Below are 15,898 nucleotides of genomic sequence, written 5' to 3'. Positions count from 1 at the left end.
CCGCGCCGCCCGCCTAAGCAAGTTTCCAGACGCCTTAAGCGTCCTCACGAATAGCGGAACGCCGCGTCGTCCAGGTCGATGGTCGGGAAGAGATCCTTCTCGGTCCAGTAGTCCTGGGTGTGCCGCCATTCGGGCTTGTCGCCGGCCTGGGGCAGGAGGTGCATGTTGCGCATCAGGTAGCCGGGATTGAAGTCCTCGGGATCGATCCAGCTCCCGATCTTCATGTCTTTGTCTTCGGGGCGTAGGGCGACCTCGACCTGCTTGGCGCCTTTCTCCTCCATGTGGGCGAGCAGGCGGCAGACGAAGTCGCCGATCAGGTCGGCGCGCAGGGTCCAGCTGGCGCGGAAATAGCCGAAGACCCAGACGAGGTTCGGCACGCCGGTGAACATCATGCCGCGGTAGGTGACCGTCTTGGCGAAGTCGAGCGGCTGGCCGTCGATCTCGAAGGCGATGTCGCCTAGCACCGAGAGGTCAAAGCCTGTGGCGGTGATGATCACGTCGGCGTCCAGGGTTTCGCCAGACTTCAGCAGCAGGCCGGTCGTGGTGAAGCGCTCGATCTCGTCGGTGACGACGCTGGCCTTGCCCGAGGCGACGCCCTGGAAGAGATCGCCGTCCGGCACGAAGGCGATCCGCTGGCGCCAGGGGCGGTAGCGCGGCGTGAAGTGCTTGGCGATATCGAAGTCCTCGCCGAGGAACATCTTCACGCCTTCCAGCAGTTCGGCCTTGACGGCGTCGGATTCCTCGATCGCGCGGCGCGTAAAGTCATGCTGGTCGAACAGCACTTTCCTGCGGACGATCTCATGGATCCAGGTCTCGTCGACCTGGAGCTGGCGCAGGGTGTTGGCCAGCTCGTTCTCGTTGCGGCCCGGCACGAAATAGGTTGGCGAGCGCTGCAGAAGCGTCACGTGCTCGCAGTCGCCGGCGATGTTGGGGACGAGGGTTGCAGCGGTGGCGCCGGAGCCGATGACGACGACCTTCTTGCCCTTCAGGTCGAGATCCGCCGGCCAGGTCTGGGGGTGGACGATCCGGCCGCCGAAATCCTCCATGCCCGGCCAGTCGGGCGTATAGCCGACCGAATGCCGGTAATAGCCCTGGCACATCCAGAGGAAGTTGGTTGTGTAAATCTCGACGCCGTCCGGGCCTGTCACCTCCAGCGTCCACAGCTTGTCCTTCGAGGACCAGCGTGCGGCGCTGATCCGGCGCTGATAGCGGATGTGCGGGGCAAGGTCGTTTTCCTCGATCACTTCGCCCATGTAGCTGAGGATCTCGGCGGCCGTAGCGATCGGGGGACCGACCCAGGGCTTGAAGCGATAGCCGAAGGTGTAAAGGTCGCTATCCGAGCGAATGCCGGGATAGGTGTGGGTCAGCCAGGTGCCGCCGAAGCTGTCCAAGGCTTCCAACACGACAAAGCGTGTTCCCGGCCTCTGCGTCGTCAGGTGATAGGCGCCGCCGATCCCGGAGATGCCAGCGCCGACGATGATGACATCGAAATGATGTGTCGCCGCGCCATGCGCGGTCTTCTGAAGCGTCGCCGCCTCGGCCATGCCCGTTCCTCCCGTGTAGGCCGCTGCGCGGCCAGTCGAACCGGACGCCTCTGACGGGCGCCTAAGTTATCAGCGTACACTTAGAGGGTCGCGCGTGTTTTGCGCTTAATCAAGCCCGTTCGCGAGGGCTGAGCTTGGCGCGGCCTACGGGGCGGCGCGAGAGGCCAGCACCGACGGCCCATCCAGGCGCGTCCAGACCTGCGACTTGCAGAGCAGGTTGCCGATCACGCAGCCCTTGGCGCGCATGGTCTTGGCGTCGAGCACGTCAGCGGTGCCGACCAGAGTGATCCTCAACGTCGGGACCCACACGCGGCCTTTCAGAGAGCCGTTATCCTGGGCCTCGAATTCGCGGAGCAGTTGCTTGCCGATCAGAGTGTCGGCGCCGGCCTTGCGCGCGTCGGCTTCCGCCTTGGCGCTGGCCCACACCACGACGCCGCAGGTCGCCGGGCCACAGTTTTTGATCTCGAGGTGAACCGTGTTCTTCGGATTGCGCCAGACGCCATAGCTGCGCGTGATGTCGCCGCCGGCATAGGCGGGCGCGGCGAACGCGGTCACGGACAGAGCCACCGTCAAGGCGGCGAGTACGGATTTGAAGAAACGCATCACAGTCAGTGCAAAAAGTGTGGTGGAGGACGCCATCCCCGGAGGAGCGCATTTGGAGCGAAAGGTGATGGTTATCAAGAGGGTGCGCCCCAACGGGCGATTCACACCGTGTAACGGAGGATTTCAGGTCACACCGACCTCGGCTTTCCCATAGTCCCGCCGACGCGGTGAAATGCTGGCGGCGCATGATTGACACCGCGCCGCCGTCGCGGCACGTCAGCCGTCAATGATGTGAGGGCGGTTCTGCCCCGAACGGGAGGAAGTGCGCATGGATTTCGCGCTGAACGAAGATCAAGTCGCAATCCAGGACGCCGCCCGCGCTTTCGCCGAAGGACAGCTTGCCCCGCATTCTGCCGATTGGGACGAGAAGAAGCATTTCCCTGTCGACGTGCTACGCCAGGCCGCCGAGCTGGGCTTCGCCGGCATCTATGTGAATGAAGACGTCGGTGGTTCGGGCCTGTCACGGCTCGACGCCTCGATCATCTTTGAGGCGCTCAGCTATGGGGATGTGCCGGTCGCGGCCTACCTGACGATCCACAACATGGCGTCGTGGATGATCGACCGCTTCGGCTCGGATGATCTGCGCAAGCGCTACCTGCCGCGCCTGACGAGCATGGAGCTGATCGCCAGCTATTGCCTGACCGAACCGGGTTCGGGCTCGGACGCGGCGGCGATGCGCACGACGGCCAAGCTGGATGGCGATCACTATGTCCTGAACGGCGGCAAGGCCTTCATCTCGGGCGGTGGCGTCTCGGACATCTATGTCGTCATGGCGCGGACGGGCGGGGAGGGCGCCAAGGGCGTCTCTGCCTTTGTGGTCGAGAAGGGAACGCCCGGCCTCAGCTTCGGCGCCAACGAGCGCAAGATGGGCTGGAACGCCCAGCCGACCGCGCAGGTCAATTTCGACAACTGCCGGGTGCCGGTCGCAAACCGCATCGGCCAGGAAGGCGAGGGCTTCCGCTTCGCCATGATGGGCCTGGACGGCGGACGGCTGAACATCGCCTCGTGCTCGCTGGGCGGCGCTCAGTTCGCCCTGGACACCGCGAAGACTTATCTCGAGACCCGCAACCAGTTCGGCCGGCCGCTCAAGGACTTCCAGGCCTTGCAATTCAAGCTGGCCGACATGGCCACCGAGCTGGAGGCCGCCCGCCTGATGGTGCGCCGCGCGGCTCACGCGCTGGACAGCAAGCATCCCGAGGCGACCAAGCTATGCGCCATGGCCAAGCGTTTTGCCACCGACGCCGGGTTCCAGGTCGCCAATGACGCCTTGCAGCTGCATGGCGGCTACGGCTACCTCCAGGACTACCCGCTGGAGCGCATCGTGCGCGACCTGCGGGTGCACCAGATCCTGGAAGGAACCAACGAGATCATGCGCGTCATCATCGCCCGCGAGATGTTCAGGCAGTGATCTATCTCTGCCGTCACGGTCAGACCTTCCACAATCGCGAGGGCCGTCTGCAGGGGCGGACCGAGTCTGATCTTACGCCTCTGGGCGTGTCGCAGGCCCGCGCCATGGGCGGGCTTCTGCACGATCTCATCCGCAGAGACCCGCCCGCGCCGTGGCGGCTGGTCGCCAGCCCGCTGCGCCGGGCGCGGCACACCGCCGAAGCGATCGGCGCGCGGCTGGGGCTTACGGTCGATTTCGACGAGCGTCTGGTCGAGATCGATGTCGGCGAATGGTCGGGCCGTCTGCGCGAAGAGGTGCATGGCGAGAACCCGCACCTTTCCGGGGATGACGCCTGGGGATTCTACGCCCCGGGCGGCGAGACCTATGAGGCCATGAGCACGCGTCTGACGGCCTGGCTGCAAGATCAGGCCGAAGAGCCCGAACGACGCCTGATCGTCGTCAGCCACGGCGTCGCCGGCCGGTTGCTGCGCGGCGCCTATGCTGGCCTGTCGCGGGAAGAGACCCTGCGGCTCGACATCCCCCAGGACGCTGTTTTCCGCCTCGCGAACGGCCAGATCGATCGCTTCGACTGTGAACCCCTGGCCGAACCGTCTTAGGACTTGGAAATGACCGACGAACCCGAAGTCCTGATCCGCGTCGATAAGAACGTCGGGCGGATCACCCTCAATCGACCCAAGGCGCTGCACGCCCTGACGCTGGGGATGTGCGAGACTATGATCGGCGCCTTGCTGGAATGGCGCGAGGATCCCGAGATCTACATGGTCCTCATCGACCATGCGGGCGAGCGCGGCTTCTGCGCCGGCGGCGATATCCGCATGCTGGCCGACAGCGGGGCCAAGGACGGCGTCGAGGCGCGACGTTTCTTCCACACCGAGTATCAGCTGAACCATCTTCTGTTCACCTACGACACGCCTGTCGTTGCGGTGATGGACGGGATCGTGATGGGCGGAGGCGTGGGGATTTCCATGCCGGCTCACATCCGCATCGCGACCGAGCGCACGACCTTCGCGATGCCGGAGACGGGCATAGGGCTGTTCCCCGATGTCGGCGGCGGCTGGTATCTGCCGCGTTTGCCGGGCAAGGCGGGGCTTTGGCTGGCCCTGACCTGCGCGCGGATCAAGGGCGCCGACTGCATGCGCTTGGGCATCGCCACGCACTTCGTCGAGTTTGGCGCCGTAGAAGGCCTGAAGAAGGCGATCGTGGCCGATCCGCGCCGTGTCGAAGAAACGCTCAGGAAGTATCGCGCCGATGCCGGAAAGGCCGCGCTTCTGGGCTTCGAGCAGGACCTGAACCGGTTGTTCGTTGGCGAAAGCGTCGAGCAGATCTTCGAGTTCCTCACCCTCGACTCCAGCGATTGGGGCAAGGCGCAGCTTGAGGTCATGAAGACCAAATCGCCTCAAACCCTGAAGGTGGCTTTTGAACAGCTGAAGCGGGGGGCGGCCATGGCCGACTTCGCTGACAACATGGCCATGGAGTACCGGATCGGCTCGCGGGTGGTCATGAAGCACGACTTTATCGAAGGCGTGCGGGCCGTGATCGTCGACAAGGACAACGCGCCGCGTTGGTCGCCGGCCCGCGTGGAAGACGTCACCGACGCAGCGCTGGCGGAGATCTTCGCCCCGCTGCCGGCCGGAGAGGAATGGATACCGCTGACGTAGCGGACGGCGTGCGCTAACGTGCCGGAAAGAAGAACACGTCGGTTCGGAAGGATTGCCATGCGTAAGCCGCTACTAAGTCTCGTCGCCGTGCTGGGTCTGGCGGCCTGCGCCTCTCAGCCGATGATGGAGCCGCCGCCTCCGCCGCCGTCTGGTCCGGTCGCGATCGTGCTGCCCGCCAACATCGCCGCAGCCCTGAGCGATCCGTCGCGCCCCGCTGCCGACATGGTCCGCGACAAGGATCGCCATCCTGGGGAGGTGCTGGCCTTCGCCGGCGTAAAGAGCGGCGCCAAGGTCGCGGACCTGATCCCGGGTGGCGGCTACTTCACTCGGATTTTCGCCAAGGCGGTCGGGCCGAGGGGCAAGGTCTACGCCTACGTTCCCGACGAACTGACCAAACTCGCCAAGCGCGAGCCGGCCGTGAATGCGATCGCGCGCGACCCAGCCTATTCGAACGTGCAGGTCATCCTCAACACGCTGCCGAACTTCGGCGCGCCCGAAAAGCTGGATCTGGTTTTCACGGCCCAGAACTATCACGACATGCACAACAAGTTCATGGGGCCTGCTGACCTCGGCGTCGTGAACCGGCAGGTGTTCCGTGCGCTGAAGCCCGGCGGCGTCTATCTGGTTCTCGACCACGTCGCCAACAGCGGGACGGGTCTGCGGGACACCGAAACGCTGCATCGCATCGATCCGGCGGTGGTCAAGGCCGAGGTCACGGCGGCCGGCTTCATCTTCGAGGGCGAGACTCGCGTGCTGCGCAATCCCGCCGACCCTCGCGCGGCCAACGTCTATGACGCGGGCATCCGCGGCAAGACCGACCAGTTCGTCTACAAGTTCCGGAAGCCTGTTCGCTAGGAACAGTCGAACGAGATCAACGATAAGAGCCGCGCCCATGAGGCGCGGTTCGCTTTTGCAGGGAGTTCCAGATGACGCGTATCGCCTTTATCGGCCTGGGCAATATGGGCGGCGGCATGGCCGCGAACCAGGCGAAGGCTCAGAATCAGGTTCGCGCGTTCGACCTGTCGGCGGTTGCGGTCGAGCGCGCCGTGGCGGCGGGCTGCCGGGCCTCTGGTTCGGTCGCTGACGCGGTGGCGGACGCCGAGGTGGTCATCACTATGTTGCCGGCGGGGCCGCATGTGCGCGCGGTTTATGGCGAGCAGATCCTAGCCCATGCGCCCAGCTCCGCCCTGCTGATCGACTGTTCGACAATCGACGTGGACAGCGCCCGCGCCGTGGCCAGGCAAGCCGCGGACGCCGGCTTCCGGTTCGCCGACGCGCCGGTGTCCGGCGGGATCATGGCCGCCGAGGCGGGGACGCTGGCCTTCATGGTCGGCTGCGCCGCTGGGGACTTCGCGGCTGTCGAGGCCGCCCTGGCGCCGATGTCGCGCGTAACCATCCATGCCGGCGATCACGGGGCGGGCCAAGCGGCCAAAATTTGCAACAACATGCTGCTGGGCGTGTCAATGCTGGGGACCTGCGAAGCCTTCGCCTTGGCGGAGAAGCTGGGCCTGGCGGCCGACCGGTTCTTCGAGATCGCCAGCAAGTCGTCCGGTCAGTGTTGGTCGATCACCTCGTATTGCCCCGTTCCCGGGGTGGGACCTCAGACGCCCGCAGATCGCGGCTACGAAGGCGGCTTCGCCTCGGCGATGATGCTGAAGGACCTCAAGCTGGCCCAGGAAGCGGCGGCCAAGGCTGGCGCCTCTACGCCGTTGGGCGCGCAGGCCGAGGCTCTTTACGCGCTTTTCGACGCCAACGGGTTCGGCGGAAAGGATTTCTCCGCAGTGATCGAGTTACTGCGCGGAAGGATGGCCGATCTCCACTGAATCGGCCCAGAGTCGATGGTTTAGGGCGTCTATCGATAAACTCGATGAAGGCTATCAGGCCTTTCGATTTGCTAGGTAAACGCCCTTAGATGGACACTGCGGGCGACTGGTGCGAAAAGCCGAGCCTGGACTTAGGGGACTCCCGACCCGACTGGGCGGTGGTTTAGAGATCGACATGGACTACAAAGCCGCGTTCCGCAGCGCCGTTGAGCAGATCCGCGAAGAGGGTCGCTACCGGGTGTTCGCCGACTTGAAGCGTCAGCGCGGCCAGTTCCCGCGCGCTACCTGGACACGCCAGGACGGCTCCGAGCAGGAGGTCGTGGTCTGGTGCAGCAACGACTATCTCGGTCAGGGCCAGAACCCGGTCGTGGTGGACGCCATGAAGGCCGCCGTGGATGAGCACGGCTCGGGCTCGGGCGGTACGCGCAACATTTCCGGCACCAACCACGACCACGTTTTGCTCGAGCAGGAACTGGCGGACTTGCACGGCAAGGAAGCTGGGCTGCTGTTCACCTCCGGCTACGTGTCCAACGAGGCGACCCTCTCGGTCGTCCAGAAGATTCTGCCCGGCCTGATCATCTTTTCGGACGAGCTGAACCACGCCTCGATGATCGCCGGCATCCGCAACGGCGGTGGCCCGCGCAAGATCTTCAGGCACAACGACCTGGCCCATCTTGAGCAGCTTCTGGCCGAAGCGCCGGCCGATGCTCCGAAGCTGATCGCGTTCGAGAGCGTCTATTCGATGGACGGCGACATCGCCGATCTGGCCGGAACGGTGGCTCTGGCCAAGAAGTACGGCGCGATGACCTATCTCGACGAGGTCCATGCAGTCGGAATGTATGGGCCGCGCGGCGGCGGCGTCGCCGAGCGCGACGGCCTGATGGGCGAGATCGACATCATCGAAGGCACGCTGGGCAAGGCGTTCGGCGTGATGGGCGGCTACATCACCGGCGACGCCGAAGTGATCGACGCCATTCGCCTAATGGCGTCTGGATTCATCTTCACGACCTCGCTTCCGCCGGCCTTGACGGCCGGGGCGCTGGCCAGCGTCCGGTGGCTCAAGCAACACCCCGAGGTGCGCGAAATCCACCAGGAGCGCGCCGCGACCCTGAAGGCCATGTTCAAGGCTGCGGGCCTGCCGGTCATGGACAGCGTCAGCCACATCGTGCCTGTGCTGGTCGGTGATCCGGTGCACTGCAAGATGATCAGCGACATGCTGCTGGCCGATTTCGGCGTCTATGTGCAGCCGATCAACTATCCGACCGTTCCGCGTGGCACCGAACGCCTGCGCTTCACGCCGACGCCGTTCCACACCGACGACATGATGCGCAAGCTGGTCGTGGCGATGGAGAAGCTATGGGCCCACTGCAACGTCGCCCGGATGGGCGGCTACGCGGCCTAAGGGGAAGACGCGAACCTTCAGCTTTGGACGCCGCCAACGTTCCCGGAACGAAGAACGCCGCCGAGAGCCGGCGGCGTTCTCTTGTCTGTTTGGCGGTTCAGCTGCCGCGCCGCACGCCCTTGCCCAGGCCGATCTGCTTGGCGAAGTCCGAACGTCGCGCCGCGTAGGCGGGCGCCACCATTGGATACTCCGGGGGCAAGCCCCATTTGCGACGATAGTCTTCCGGGCTCATGTCGTAATGCGAGCGCAGGTAGCGCTTGAGCATCTTGAGCTTTTTTCCGTCCTCAAGGCAGACGATGTAATCGTGCTGCACGGAGCGGTTTACGGGAACCGCGGGCTTGGCCTTCTCTGCGGGACGTGGCGCCTCGCCCCCATTGCTCAGCGTCGCCAGCGCCTCGTGAACAGTTCGGATCAGGTCCGGGATGGCCGCTTGAGCGACTGTGTTCTGACCGACATAGGCCGCCACGATCTCCGCGCTGAGCCCCAGAATGTCGACGTCGTTGCTGTTCGTCGCATCGGTGCTTCCGCCGCCCTGAGACGCCATGAGATACCCCACTCCTGTTGTTATCGTCGCCGTTCGTGCAGGGGCGAGACGCGCCCTGCGGGTCGACAACGCGCAACATCCCGAGTGGTTCCGAGATTGATCGCCGCGCCTATCCCGTTAAAGAGGGCGCCTCTGCCGACTCCCCGCAACGCCAGGAGAGCGTGATGACCCAAACTGACCTCAGCGCCTTTTTCGGCGCGGACCTCGCCACCGCGGACCGCGACATCTTCGATCGCATCGGTCGCGAGCTGGGTCGCCAGCAGAACCAGATCGAACTGATCGCCTCGGAGAACATCGTCTCCAAGGCTGTGCTGGAGGCTCAGGGCTCGATCCTGACCAACAAGTACGCCGAGGGCTATCCCGGCAAGCGCTACTACGGTGGCTGCGAGTATGTGGACGAGATCGAGACGATCGCGATTGAGCGCGCCAAGGCGCTGTTCGGCGCGGCCTTCGCCAATGTCCAGCCTCACTCAGGCTCGCAGGCTAACCAGGCCGTCTTCATGGCGCTGCTGCAGCCGGGCGACACGTTCCTGGGGATGGACCTCGCCGCCGGCGGCCATTTGACGCACGGCAGCCCAGCCAACCAGTCGGGCAAGTGGTTCAAGCCGATCTCCTACTCGGTGCGCCAGCAGGACCAGCTGATCGACTACGACGGCGTCGCCGAGGTCGCGCAGCGCGAGAAGCCCAAGCTGATCATCGCCGGCGGCAGCGCCTATAGCCGCGAGATCGACTTCGCCAAGTTCCGCGAAATCGCCGACTCGATCGGCGCCTACCTGATGGTGGACATGGCGCACTACGCGGGCCTGATCGCCGGCGGCGCTTACGCCAACCCGATCCCGCATGCCCATGTGGTGACCACGACCACGCACAAGACCCTGCGTGGTCCACGCGGCGGCATGGTGCTGACCAACGACGAGGCGATCATCAAGAAGGTCAACTCGGCGGTGTTCCCCGGTTTGCAGGGCGGTCCGCTCGAGCACGTCATCGCGGCTAAGGCCGTGGCGTTCGGCGAGGCGCTGCAGCCTCCGTTCAAGGACTACGCGCGACAAGTTGTCGCGAATGCGCGCGCTCTGGCCGAGGCGCTTTTGAAGTCGGGCGTGAATATCGTCTCGGGCGGCACCGACAGCCACCTGATGCTCGTCGACCTCCGCCCCAAGGGCGTGACCGGACGTGACGCTGAGCACAGCCTCGAGCGCGCCTACATGACCTGCAACAAGAACGGCGTGCCGTTCGACACTGCGCCGTTCACGATCACCTCGGGGATTCGCTTGGGTACGCCCGCCGGGACGACCCGCGGCTTCAAGGAGGCAGAGTTCACTCGCGTCGGCGAACTGATCGGCGAGGTCGTCAATGGCTTGGCGGTCAATGGTCCTGACGGCAACGCCGCTGTGGAGGCCAAGGTCCGCGAAGAAGTGCTGGCCTTGACGGGGCGCTTCCCGATCTACAACTAATAGGGTGATTGCGCCGCGGAGGGGGCTAGATCATGCGTTGCCCATTCTGCGGCCATGCCGAGAGCCAGGTCAAGGATAGCCGCCCGTCGGAAGACGGGGCGGCTATCCGGCGTCGTCGCATGTGTCCCGAATGTGGTGGTCGCTTCACCACCTTCGAACGCGTTCAGCTTCGTGAACTCATCATCGTCAAGCGTTCCGGGCGGCGGTCGCCGTTCGATCGGGACAAGCTTGTACGATCGGTTGGGCTCGCAACGCAGAAGCGTCCGGTGGATCCCGAACGCGTCGAACGCATGATCAATGGTATTGTTCGGCAGCTTGAAAGCATGGGCGAAACCGAGCTTCCGTCTTCGACTGTGGGTGAAATGGTCATGAAGGCGTTGAAATCCCTCGATGACGTGGCCTATGTCCGCTACGCGTCCGTTTACCGGGATTTCAAGGAAACCAGCGACTTCGCCAAGTTCCTGACCGAGGAAGGTCTGAGCGACGGCGGCGAAGAAGAGCCATGATCCGTTAATCCTGATGTGTGTTTGTTGGGTCGCGCGGCGCGCGTGGCCGTGGAGAGTTGAGCTAGATGGTTGAAGAGAACATCCGCCTGCTGATCGTGGAGGGCCGAAGCCATTCGGGTATCTCCGACGAACTGCTGCGTGGAGCCACACAAGCCATCGAGGCGCAGGGCGCTGAGTACGACGTGATTACCGTGTCCAGCGCGCTGCAGATTCCGACCGTGATCGCCATGGCGGAAGACGCGGGGCATCGGCCTGTCGGCGTGCGCTACGACGGCTACATCGCCTTGGGTGTCGTCATTCGGGGCGAGACCTACCATTTCGAACTGGTCGCCAATGAAACCGCCCGAGGCCTTCAGGATCTCGGGGTCGCCAAACGGCTGCCGATCGGATTTGGCGTGCTGGCGGTTGATGACGAAGCCCAGGCTCTGACGCGGGCGCGGGTCAGTGAAGGGGATCGAGGCGGCGGCGCGGCCAAGGCCTGCCTGGAGACAATCGCCCTGAAACGTCAACTGCTGGGGCAGACCCGATGAGCGGCGCACGTATCCAACCGCGCTCGGTGGCGCGTCTAGCGGCTGTACAAGCCCTCTATCAGATGGAAGTTTCGGGCGCTGGCGTCGACTCCGTCATCCGCGAGTTTGGCGAGCATCGCTTCGATCGGGATGTCGAGGGGGAGCAGCTAGCGGCAGCCGACGAGACCTTCTTCGCCGACTTGGCGAGAGGTGTCGTGGCCAATCAGAACAAGATCGATCAAGGCATCGTCAAGCGCCTGGCCTCCGGCTGGCGGCTTGAGCGGCTGGATGCGACGGCCCGCGCCGTGCTCCGCGCCGGAGCGTTCGAGTTGATGTATCGACCCGATGTTCCGACCGAAGTGGTCATCAATGAATATGTAGAGATCGCGAAATCCTTTTTTGAGGGTCCCGAGTCAGGCTTCATCAATGGCGCCCTCGACGCGATCGCCCGTGATGCACGAGACTGACGAAGAAGACTGGTTCGCCGAAGACGACGCTGCGGCTCCCGCAGCGGCGCCGGCGACTGAATTCGATCATATCGCGCGGTTGTTGCGGCCGCTGACGCGGGGCGACCCTGTCGCGCTGGATCTCTTGGACGACGCAGCAGTGCTGCCCTCCCGGCCAGGCTATGACCTGGTCATCACCAAGGACGCGATGGTCGCCGGCGTCCATTTCCTCGCCGATGAAGCGTTGGACGTGGTGGCAAGAAAGCTCCTGCGCACCAACCTGTCGGACCTCGCCGCCAAGGCTGCCGAACCCTACGGCTATTTCCTGGCGGTCGGTTGGCCCTCCGGCTCTGACGTGGCCTCCCGCGAGACGTTCGCCAGGGGACTGGCCGAGGACGGAGCCGCCTTCGATATCTCACTTCTGGGGGGGGACACCGTCACGACGTCGGGTCCCCTGGTCGTCTCCGCGACTTTCTTGGGGTGGGCTCCGCAGGGAGAGACCATTCTTCGCCGTGGCGCTAGGCCCGGAGACCGGTTGATGGTTTCCGGCACAATCGGCGACGGCTGGTTGGGCCTTCTGGCGCAGTGGGGCGAAGTCTTGGACGCGGACGGCGCGATGCTGCGCCGCTATCGCCAGCCCGAGCCGCGCGTGACGCTGCGCGACGCCATGCGGGTGCACGCCAAGGCCGCCGCCGATGTTTCCGATGGGCTGCTGGCGGACAGCAGCCACATCGCCAAGGCGAGTGGGTGCCGGGTCCGTGTCGATCTGGAGCGCTTGCCGCTGTCGCCCGGCGCTCAGGCTTGGCTGGATCAGCAGCCCGAACAGGTCGAGGGACGGATCTCACTGGCGTCCGGTGGCGACGACTACGAGATCGTCTGCGCCGTCGATCCCAATGAGGCTTGGGCCTTCCGTGTCGCCGCCGCCGCCGCTGGCGTGAAGGTCAGCGAGATCGGTGAATTCGTCGAGGGCGAGGGGGTTTCGGCTTACTACAAAGGGCGCGACGTCACGCCGTCCCGCCTAGGCTGGCTTCACGGCTAGCGCCGTCGATTAGGCTTATTTCAAGGCCTTTGACGTATGGCTGGGCGCATGAGCCCGCGAAACATTCTCACGCGCCGCGTTTTGATCACCGCCGCCGTCAGTGCTGTGGTCTCTATGGCTGGTCCGGCCTTTGCTTCGGAAAAGAAGAAGGAGGGCGGCGAACAGGCGCTGGACCCTACCTACAAGCTGGGCTCGATGACCATTCCGATCATCGCCAATGGCCGGATCGTCAACTACGTCTTCGTGGCGATGACGCTCAAGCTAACCTCCGGGACGGAAGTCGAGTCCTTCAAGGATAAGGAGCCGGCCTTGCGCGACGCGATCGTGCGTGCGGCCTACAAGACCCCGTTCACGCGTGCAGACACTTGGAAGGAGGTCGACGGTCCCCGTCTGACCGCTTTCGTTCTGGGCCAGTGCGCCGTTCTGTTCGGCAAGGGCAAGGTGGCGTCGGTCGAAATCGTCAAACAGATCCCTCGGCAGCAACTGATGCCGCCGAAATCCAACGCGGCGATACAGGCTGATCGCGAAGTCGTTCGCCCCTGATCAGGCGTTCCGGCCAAGCTTCCGCGCGGCAAACGCTTGTTTCGAGCCGGGTTGCGCACCCTCCGACCATCTGACAGTCTCGTTCGGATGACGCTGTTCCGTGCGTCATTTTAGGGAGCATCGAGGGGGAACGAGGCCAAAAGGCCCGCTCGTCGATCAGGGTGGCGGGTTTGACATGCGTCATAGCTCGTGCGCCTGGATCGGCGTCCCCTCGTGATTGAGAAACGCGAAGGGGCGAAGAACTAATGAGTCTTTGGCTTTATCTGGCCATTGCGGCCGGGCTTCTGGCGGTGCTGTACGGCGCCGTGCAGACAGCGAGTCTAATGCGGGCCTCAGCCGGCAACGCGCGCATGCAGGAGATCGCCGCAGCGATCCAGGAAGGCGCGCAAGCCTATTTGAACCGCCAGTACACGACGATTGGTATCGTCGGTGTGGTTGTCGTCGCCGCTTTGGCGTTCTTCTTCAAATCGTGGGAGCAGCCGGTAGGCTTCGCTCTGGGCGCAGCGCTGTCGGGCGCGGCCGGCTTTGCAGGCATGCTGATCTCGGTGCGCGCCAACGTCCGCACCGCCCAAGCCTCATCCGAGAGCCTCGCCAAGGGCCTGTCGATGGCCTTCACATCAGGCGCCGTGACCGGCATGCTGGTGGCCGGCTTCGCCTTGCTCGGCGTGGCGGGCTATTATTATGTCCTGCTGTCAACGGGCCATGAGGCTACCGACCGGGTTGTCGTGGACTCGCTGGTCGCCCTCGGCTTCGGCGCTTCGCTGATCTCGATCTTCGCCCGTTTGGGCGGCGGTATCTTCACCAAGGGCGCGGACGTGGGCGGCGACCTCGTCGGCAAGGTCGAGGCCGGCATTCCGGAAGATGATCCGCGCAACGCCGCGACGATCGCTGACAACGTCGGCGACAACGTTGGCGATTGCGCTGGCATGGCCGCTGACCTCTTCGAAACCTATGCGGTGACCACGGTCGCCACGATGGTTCTGGCGGCGATCTTCTTCCGCGGAACCGAAGCCGTCAGCGCGATGATGCTGCTGCCGCTGGCCATTTGTGCGGTCTGTATCGTCACATCGATCATCGGCGCGTTCTTCGTCCGCCTGGGCAAGAGCCAGAACATCATGGGCGCGCTCTACCAGGGCCTCATCGTGACCGGCGTGCTGTCGATCCCGGCGGTCTGGTACGTGATCCATCAACTGGTCCCGAACGCTGTCGAAGTGGACGGTCGCTCTTACGGCGCCGACGCGCTGTTCTACTGCGGCCTGGCGGGCCTAGTCGTGACGGCTGCGATCGTGATGATCACCGAGTACTACACCGGCACCGGCTTCCGCCCGGTGAAGTCCGTCGCTCAGGCTTCGGTCTCGGGTCACGGCACCAATGTGATCCAGGGTCTGGCCATGTCTCTCGAGGCCACGGCTCTGCCGGCTCTCACCATCATCGTCGGCATCGTGGTGACCTATAACCTCGCGGGCCTCTTCGGCATCGCCATCGCGACCACGACCATGCTGTCGCTGGCGGGGTTCATCGTCGCTCTGGACGCGTTTGGCCCGGTCACCGACAACGCCGGCGGAATCGCCGAAATGGCCGGCCTTCCGCCGGAAGTTCGCGTGACGACCGACGCGCTCGACGCGGTCGGCAACACCACCAAGGCCGTCACCAAGGGTTATGCGATCGGTTCGGCCGGTCTGGGCGCCCTGGTGCTGTTCGCCGCCTATACCGAAGACCTGAAGTTCTTCTCGGCCAACGCCGCGCCGGGCAGCTTCTTCGACGGCATGGGCGCGGTGACGTTCGATCTCTCGAACCCCTACGTCGTTGTCGGCCTGCTGTTCGGCGGCTTGCTGCCGTTCCTGTTCGGTGGCTTGTCGATGACCGCCGTGGGTCGCGCGGCCGAGTCGGTGGTCGCCGAGGTGCGCCGTCAGTTCCGCGAAAATCCCGGCATCATGACGGGCGAGGTCAAGCCGGAGTACGGCAAGGCCGTGGACATCCTGACAAAGGCCGCCATTCGCGAAATGATCGTGCCGAGCTTGCTGCCGGTAGTCTCTCCGGTGGCGCTGTTCTTCGTGATCCAGGCCATTGCGGGCAAGGTCGACGCCTTCGCGGCGCTCGGCGCCATGCTGATGGGCGTGATCGTCACCGGCCTGTTCGTCGCCATCTCGATGACCAGCGGCGGCGGCGCCTGGGACAACGCCAAAAAGGTCATTGAAGAGGGCTTCACCGACAAGAACGGCGTCCTGCACAAGAAGGGCGGCGAAACGCACAAGGCCGCTGTCACCGGCGATACCGTGGGCGATCCCTACAAGGACACCTCGGGCCCGGCCGTGAACCCGATGATCAAGATCACCAACATCGTGGCGCTGCTGCTGCTGGCGGTTTTGGCTCACGGCGCCTGATCTCTCTGAGAGCAGTCTGAAATGCGAACGCCCCGGAG

The 15,898-nt window shown here is 64.5% G+C and carries 16 protein-coding genes; 13 read left to right on the top strand and 3 right to left on the bottom strand.

The window, feature by feature from the left end:
* Positions 1 to 44: 44 nt before the first annotated feature.
* Both J2X45_RS04615 and J2X45_RS04610 read right to left on the bottom strand, forming a co-directional pair.
* Complete coding sequence (locus J2X45_RS04615; protein ID WP_310211785.1) at positions 45 to 1,544, bottom strand: NAD(P)/FAD-dependent oxidoreductase; 1,500 nt, start codon at positions 1,542 to 1,544, stop codon at positions 45 to 47.
* A 144-nt stretch (positions 1,545 to 1,688) separates the two neighbouring features.
* Positions 1,689 to 2,147 carry a DUF2147 domain-containing protein gene (locus J2X45_RS04610; RefSeq protein ID WP_310211782.1) on the bottom strand — a complete coding sequence of 153 codons (459 nt, stop codon included), beginning with the start codon at positions 2,145 to 2,147 and terminating at the stop codon, positions 1,689 to 1,691.
* 262 nt (positions 2,148 to 2,409) lie between these two features.
* Here J2X45_RS04610 and J2X45_RS04600 point away from each other — a divergent pair, with 262 nt between their 5' ends.
* The 6 genes from J2X45_RS04600 to hemA all read left to right on the top strand — a co-directional run bounded on the left by J2X45_RS04600 (position 2,410) and on the right by hemA (position 8,438).
* The gene (locus J2X45_RS04600; RefSeq protein WP_310211779.1) at positions 2,410 to 3,555 is read left to right on the top strand and encodes an isobutyryl-CoA dehydrogenase; all 1,146 of its coding nucleotides are present in this window, start codon (positions 2,410 to 2,412) and stop codon (positions 3,553 to 3,555) included.
* Entirely contained in the window at positions 3,552 to 4,151 is a 600-nt protein-coding gene (locus J2X45_RS04595) for a histidine phosphatase family protein (protein ID WP_310211776.1), read from the top strand. The genes J2X45_RS04600 and J2X45_RS04595 overlap by 4 nt, the downstream gene beginning before the upstream one ends.
* A 9-nt stretch (positions 4,152 to 4,160) precedes the next feature.
* Positions 4,161 to 5,213, top strand: a complete 1,053-nt coding sequence (locus J2X45_RS04590; RefSeq protein ID WP_310211773.1) for an enoyl-CoA hydratase/isomerase family protein — start codon at positions 4,161 to 4,163, stop codon at positions 5,211 to 5,213.
* Positions 5,214 to 5,270: 57 nt separating this feature from the next.
* Positions 5,271 to 6,068: a class I SAM-dependent methyltransferase gene (locus J2X45_RS04585; RefSeq protein ID WP_310211770.1), complete on the top strand. Its 798-nt coding sequence runs from the start codon at positions 5,271 to 5,273 to the stop codon at positions 6,066 to 6,068.
* A 71-nt stretch (positions 6,069 to 6,139) separates the two neighbouring features.
* Positions 6,140 to 7,036: a 3-hydroxyisobutyrate dehydrogenase gene (mmsB, locus tag J2X45_RS04580; RefSeq protein WP_310211768.1), complete on the top strand. Its 897-nt coding sequence runs from the start codon at positions 6,140 to 6,142 to the stop codon at positions 7,034 to 7,036.
* 175 nt (positions 7,037 to 7,211) lie between these two features.
* Complete coding sequence (gene hemA, locus J2X45_RS04575) at positions 7,212 to 8,438, top strand: 5-aminolevulinate synthase (protein ID WP_310211764.1); 1,227 nt, start codon at positions 7,212 to 7,214, stop codon at positions 8,436 to 8,438.
* A gap of 97 nt (positions 8,439 to 8,535) precedes the next feature.
* Here the strand turns inward: hemA and J2X45_RS04570 are convergent, their stop codons facing one another.
* A complete protein-coding gene (locus tag J2X45_RS04570; protein WP_310211761.1) occupies positions 8,536 to 8,982 on the bottom strand; it encodes a MucR family transcriptional regulator in 447 nt (148 codons plus the stop codon).
* 164 nt (positions 8,983 to 9,146) lie between these two features.
* Between J2X45_RS04570 and glyA the strand changes: the two genes are divergently transcribed.
* The 7 genes from glyA to J2X45_RS04535 all read left to right on the top strand — a co-directional run bounded on the left by glyA (position 9,147) and on the right by J2X45_RS04535 (position 15,860).
* Positions 9,147 to 10,433 (top strand): serine hydroxymethyltransferase, encoded by a 1,287-nt coding sequence (gene glyA, locus J2X45_RS04565; protein ID WP_310211757.1) that lies wholly within the window; start codon positions 9,147 to 9,149, stop codon positions 10,431 to 10,433.
* A 32-nt stretch (positions 10,434 to 10,465) separates the two neighbouring features.
* Entirely contained in the window at positions 10,466 to 10,939 is a 474-nt protein-coding gene (gene nrdR / locus J2X45_RS04560; RefSeq protein WP_062099500.1) for a transcriptional regulator NrdR, read from the top strand.
* A 65-nt stretch (positions 10,940 to 11,004) separates the two neighbouring features.
* Positions 11,005 to 11,469 (top strand): 6,7-dimethyl-8-ribityllumazine synthase, encoded by a 465-nt coding sequence (gene ribH, locus J2X45_RS04555; protein ID WP_310211753.1) that lies wholly within the window; start codon positions 11,005 to 11,007, stop codon positions 11,467 to 11,469.
* The gene (gene nusB, locus J2X45_RS04550; RefSeq protein WP_310211750.1) at positions 11,466 to 11,915 is read left to right on the top strand and encodes a transcription antitermination factor NusB; all 450 of its coding nucleotides are present in this window, start codon (positions 11,466 to 11,468) and stop codon (positions 11,913 to 11,915) included. Before ribH ends, nusB begins: the two co-directional genes overlap by 4 nt.
* Positions 11,875 to 12,933, top strand: a complete 1,059-nt coding sequence (gene thiL, locus J2X45_RS04545; protein ID WP_310211748.1) for a thiamine-phosphate kinase — start codon at positions 11,875 to 11,877, stop codon at positions 12,931 to 12,933. The genes nusB and thiL overlap by 41 nt, the downstream gene beginning before the upstream one ends.
* Before the next feature lie 48 nt (positions 12,934 to 12,981).
* Positions 12,982 to 13,476, top strand: a complete 495-nt coding sequence (locus J2X45_RS04540; protein WP_310211746.1) for a hypothetical protein — start codon at positions 12,982 to 12,984, stop codon at positions 13,474 to 13,476.
* Between the two features lie 245 nt (positions 13,477 to 13,721).
* Entirely contained in the window at positions 13,722 to 15,860 is a 2,139-nt protein-coding gene (locus J2X45_RS04535; protein WP_310211744.1) for a sodium-translocating pyrophosphatase, read from the top strand.
* Positions 15,861 to 15,898 lie beyond the last annotated feature (38 nt).

This window comes from Caulobacter sp. BE264, assembly GCF_031457805.1.
Classification (GTDB): Bacteria; Pseudomonadota; Alphaproteobacteria; order Caulobacterales; family Caulobacteraceae; genus Caulobacter.
This window is presented reverse-complemented; position numbering and strand designations above follow the sequence as displayed.